This is a genomic window from Bacillus cereus group sp. BceL291 (genome assembly GCF_051776705.1).
GTDB classification, from domain to species: domain Bacteria; phylum Bacillota; class Bacilli; order Bacillales; family Bacillaceae_G; genus Bacillus_A; species Bacillus_A cereus.
Map to the genome: position 1 here is coordinate 1 of NZ_JBPWAP010000163.1, position 4,663 is coordinate 4,663.

Genomic DNA, 4,663 nt, shown 5'->3' on the forward strand with positions numbered 1-4,663 from the left:
TTTCCATCAGGTTATAACTTAGCTCAATTCCCTGAGATTCAAAACAAAGAATTGTTTGTAACTACATTTATGGAGTCACTTGTGGACACAGAATACGATTATATCATTCTATTGGTGCCAACTGAATTATCCGAGGTGCTGAGTTATCCAATCCTATACCAAGCAGACCTTGTTGTTCATGTGCTAAACGGAAATCCTCGTGGTGCGTTAGCTATTAAGCGAGAATTAAAGCTGATTGAAGATGCAAAGCTAACAATGCCTCGTATGATTCATGTTTTGAACATGGTAGATGAAAATTATGTAGAAGATATTGAAAAGCTTTCTTCTCAAAAAATAGCAGTAACCATTCCGTATGACAGAGATCGTACGAGTTACGAATGGGGGATGCAATTTGGTTCCCCACAAATTAATACAAAGGTCCATCACATTATGGAAGCGGCTGGTCTTGGTATTCCATCCCAGCAATCCTCTATGAAAAAGGGTCTCTTTGGTTTACGAAATTAAAAGGGGGACAAGGAGTATGTGGGGCTATTTACAGGAAAAACAAATCGCCTTAAAGCGAAATCGAGTGGATTTATATCACTTTGGTTACATGATTCGTTCCAAATCAGCTCGAAAGTTAGGAACAACTACAGCTCAACAAATTAAAGATATTACAGATGAAATTCGTGCATTTTTAGTAAAAGACCATCGTGATATCCTAAGTGAATCCTTTATGAATAAAGAAAAGAGAGCAGCTGTAGAACAAATTATTAAAAGCTTTTTATTGAGTAATCAGGTTGTCATTTCAGAGGTACCTTCTGAACAATTACTAAATATGGTGTGTGACGAAATTGTGGGGTTTGGGATTATAGAACCTTTAAAAGAAGATAAAGATGTAACTGATATTTATATCAATGGCACAAAAGAAATCATTTACGAAAAAATTGGGGAGGGAGAATGTACATTTCCTTACCGATTTGAGACGGAAGAAGAAGTGAAAGCTCTAGCTTATAAGATGGTAAACAGTACATCAGAGTCATTAAATACAGCAAAGCCATATGTGGACTGTGTGTTTCCGTATATCCGTATCAATATTGCGTTAGATGAACTTGGGGGACTCGGAACAACAATAACGATTCGTAAGAATGCAGATCACCTCCGTGCCTCTGAAGAACGTATGTTAACTACCAATCAAGCATCGAAAGAAATGCTGAACTTTTTGGCCGCAGCTGTGAAAGCCAAAATGAATATTCTAGTTGCTGGAGCTACAGGTACCGGAAAATCAGAGTTTATGAAATATCTTGCCTCTCACATTCCGAAAGGAAAGAAAAAAGAACGTACTCTTGTAGTAGAAGATAACCCTGAATTATATTTGCATCGCATTTTTCCGGAACATCATTTTGTTCCGATGCAGTGTAGGGCATCCGAGGTTGAAGAAAATGCAATCGATTTTGATAGGTTGTTAACAAATGCTTTACGTCAAGGACCAAAACGTTTAATCGTAGGGGAATCGAGGGGGAAAGAAGCATTGAAAATGATTAACTTCTTCCAAACAGGACATCCTGGCTTTACCTCTGTCCATGCAAGAAGTGCAAAAGAAGCAGTTAGACGTTTAATGCTCATGTGTCTGCAGAGTGGTGCGAATATCGATGCTCAGTATTTATATGAATTAATTTCTCAGACATTTGATGTGATTGTCTTTTTAGAAAAGAAAGATGATGGTAATCGCTATATTACAGAGATGATTGAATTGTTAGATTATCAAGATGATATACAGTTCAATCAGCTTTCTCAATTTATTCCTTCAGGTGAGGAATTCGATGAAATGGATGAGAGAGTAGGAAAGATTCATGGGGATCATATCGTTACAGCAAAAATGTCAGCCGAAATGGAGAAGAAATTCCGTTCTTCTACTGTAAATCCAGCTCTTTATGCGCCATTCCTTTCACAACAGGAGGTGCAGTATGCATAGTTTGTTGGCTTATGGATGTATATTTTTAATCTTTATCAGTGTAGTATTGCTCGTTTTACTTTTTGCAAAATCTAAGGGTTCTGCTCTTTCTCAATTTGTACAAGAAAATGAGAAAGAAGAAAGGCGCTTGGAGTTAAGGAATATTAAGGGGATACGGGTGTATCTACCGCAATCCGTTATCCAAGAAGCCCAAAAGTACGAGTGGAAATTGACGAAAGGCATGTACTGGGTATATACGATTCTTTCTGGAATGAGTATTGCGGCGGTATTCTATTTTTCCTTTGGACGAGATCCTTTTACACTAATTTCCGTTTTATGTGGATTTTTAGTTCCAAGATTTCTTCTCTATCGAAGAAAAAAACGGTACTACTTGGTTGTCATTGACCGTCTATCTATCTATATGAAGGCAGTAGCGAATGCGCTTCAAATTAGTAACAATGCAAAACGGGTGTTAGTTCAGGTGAAGCCAATGATGCATGAAAGCATTCAAGAAGAAATAGAGAAAGTTTCTCTTTTATTAGAAGGTGGAACCACAATGCATCGTGCATTTAGAGGATTCAATGAAACGTTTAACTTTAGAGAATTGGTTTTCTTCCATGAAATGTTGGAAGTGTGCAGCCGAGAAGGTGGAACAAATTCAGTGCAAGTCTTACTAGATATTGCAGAAGATTTCGAAAAACAAAAGCTGTATTTGGCAAGATTACGTTCTAGTTTGTCACAAGCACAACGTGCTTTTGTACAGAACTGCTTAATCGTCATCGCTATGCCGATAGTTATTATGTTGATGTCAAAAGAAGCATATGGATTTTTAGCAGGTTCTATGATGGGGAAAATCGCGTTAGCGGTAAATATGTTCATTGTCTTTTTCTTAGCAACCCGTGTAGAAAAGATTGCAAATTATAACCCAACAGAAAGAGGGGAATAAGGTGACCACGATTTTAGCTGTAGTGGTATTCGTTGTCATGTACTGGGTATTCTCTACCTTTCTACAAAGTAAAAAAGACAGCGGTAGCTTACTTACGAACTATGTAGAAAATGCAAAACGAATTGAAAAGAAGAATTTAAATCAAATGATGCTTGCTCCCTTCCAGTCGTTATCACATAAGTATCTGACAGAAGAAAAGAAAGAGCAGATTCAGAAAAAATTAGAAGAAGCTGGCCTGGATACGAAACCAGAAGAATATTTAAAAATGAAGGTAGCATACCCCATTATTTTCACATCTGTTTTCTTGATATGTACGGTGTTCCATGATTACTACTTATTTAAAGTGGGAGTTTTGATTTCACCACTGCTTTATTTCTATCCTGATTATCTATTAAAGAGAAGAATCAAGCAGGCGATAGAAGCAAGGAAGTTCGAATTACCAGAGTATCTAATTCCGATGCTGCAGCTGTTAAAAACACATACAACATTAGAAGCAGTAAAAAAGGCGCAGATATATGCTGGAAGACATCTTCGTCCGTATGTATCTACACTTACTGCAGAATTAGAAATGTATGCGGGTTCGGATCAACCATTTCGAAACTTTGCAGCAGCTTTAAATAGTCCAGAAGTCAATACTTTTACGATTGCATTGCAACAAGCGCAAAAAACGGACAAGGTACAGAGTCTTCGTATTATGGACGCACAGATTAAAATGATGCGCGAGTTAAAACATGAGAACTATAACCGTCTCATTCAAAATAAGCCAATGGAAATGAATAAATTTAACGTAGCTGTTATTGGTTGTATTGTGATTTATCCGATGGTGATTGTTATTCAATCCTTAATGCAAGGATTTGCAAGTTTATAAAAGACTTTATCAAAAGTGGAATAGGAAAAGGAGTAATACACATGTTAACAAAAATGAAGAATTGGTTGAAAAATGAGGATTCACAGTTATCATCAGAAAACGGTATGCTAATCGCTTTGGCGGTAATTATTGTATTAGTCATTGGGCCATTTGTATGGAAAGCGATTCAAGGCGGGTATGACACAATTCTAGCTCGATTTACAAAAGCATCAAACAATGCAGATGTGAATTCTTGGAACAAGTAATAGAAGTTTTAAATGAATGATGTTTATTACGTATAGCTCAAATAAATGGATAAGGGAGATTCAATCATGTTAGCAAAAATGAAAAATTGGTTAAAAAATGAGGATTCGCAACTATCATCAGAAAACGGTATGTTAATTGCCTTGGCGGTGATTATCGTATTAGTGATTGGCCCGTTTGTATGGAAAGCAATCCAAGGTGGTTATGATACGATCCTGGCAAGATTCACAAAAGCATCAAGCAATGCAGACGTAAATTCTTGGAATAAGTAATGAAAGATTTAAATAGATAAGTTCTAATTTTAGTAAATTCTTAAAATCGATATATGAAGGAGACGAAATGAAATGTTAGCAAAAATGAAAAGTTGGTTAAAAAATGAAGACTCACAATTATCATCAGAAAACGGTATGTTAATCGCGTTAGCGGTGATTATCGTATTAGTCATTGGCCCATTTGTATGGAAGGCAATCCAAGGTGGCTATGATACGATCCTGGCAAGATTCACAAAAGCATCAAGCAATGCAGATATTGATTCTTGGAATAAAAAATAAATGTAAAAATAAACGAGGGGGCTACTCTAAAAGTGGTTCCCTTTTTTACACAGCATTTTTTATGAAATTAAGAGGGGAGTAAAGAAAATGGGTCTGTATATTGTGGGATTATTACTAAGTTA

General features: G+C 36.4%; 6 protein-coding genes and 1 pseudogene. All 7 read left to right on the forward strand.

The features are described from left to right. Positions 1–504: pseudogene (locus ACS2CR_RS33480) on the forward strand (AAA family ATPase); the annotation flags it as partial. Between the two features lie 16 nt (positions 505–520). Then, positions 521–1,954 (forward strand): CpaF family protein, encoded by a 1,434-nt coding sequence (locus ACS2CR_RS33485; RefSeq protein WP_060852763.1) that lies wholly within the window; start codon positions 521–523, stop codon positions 1,952–1,954. After that, positions 1,947–2,879: a type II secretion system F family protein gene (locus ACS2CR_RS33490; protein WP_000555828.1), complete on the forward strand. Its 933-nt coding sequence runs from the start codon at positions 1,947–1,949 to the stop codon at positions 2,877–2,879. The genes ACS2CR_RS33485 and ACS2CR_RS33490 overlap by 8 nt, the downstream gene beginning before the upstream one ends. A gap of 1 nt (position 2,880) precedes the next feature. After that, positions 2,881–3,747, forward strand: a complete 867-nt coding sequence (locus ACS2CR_RS33495) for a hypothetical protein (RefSeq protein ID WP_060852762.1) — start codon at positions 2,881–2,883, stop codon at positions 3,745–3,747. A 41-nt stretch (positions 3,748–3,788) separates the two neighbouring features. Continuing rightward, positions 3,789–3,992 (forward strand): hypothetical protein, encoded by a 204-nt coding sequence (locus tag ACS2CR_RS33500; protein ID WP_000956352.1) that lies wholly within the window; start codon positions 3,789–3,791, stop codon positions 3,990–3,992. A gap of 45 nt (positions 3,993–4,037) precedes the next feature. After that, complete coding sequence (locus ACS2CR_RS33505) at positions 4,038–4,262, forward strand: hypothetical protein (RefSeq protein WP_002063280.1); 225 nt, start codon at positions 4,038–4,040, stop codon at positions 4,260–4,262. A 72-nt stretch (positions 4,263–4,334) separates the two neighbouring features. Beyond that, the gene (locus tag ACS2CR_RS33510) at positions 4,335–4,541 is read left to right on the forward strand and encodes a hypothetical protein (RefSeq protein ID WP_000879959.1); all 207 of its coding nucleotides are present in this window, start codon (positions 4,335–4,337) and stop codon (positions 4,539–4,541) included. The last annotated feature ends 122 nt before the right edge of the window (positions 4,542–4,663 follow it).

Excerpts from the sequence above, each read along its gene's own strand:
- ACS2CR_RS33485 (WP_060852763.1), top strand. The coding sequence starts at position 521 with ATGTGGGGCTATTTACAGGAAAAACAAATCGCCTTAAAGCGAAATCGA.
- ACS2CR_RS33490 (WP_000555828.1), top strand. The coding sequence starts at position 1,947 with ATGCATAGTTTGTTGGCTTATGGATGTATATTTTTAATCTTTATCAGT.
- ACS2CR_RS33500 (WP_000956352.1), top strand. The coding sequence starts at position 3,789 with ATGTTAACAAAAATGAAGAATTGGTTGAAAAATGAGGATTCACAGTTA.
- ACS2CR_RS33505 (WP_002063280.1), top strand. The coding sequence starts at position 4,038 with ATGGATAAGGGAGATTCAATCATGTTAGCAAAAATGAAAAATTGGTTA.
- ACS2CR_RS33510 (WP_000879959.1), top strand. The coding sequence starts at position 4,335 with ATGTTAGCAAAAATGAAAAGTTGGTTAAAAAATGAAGACTCACAATTA.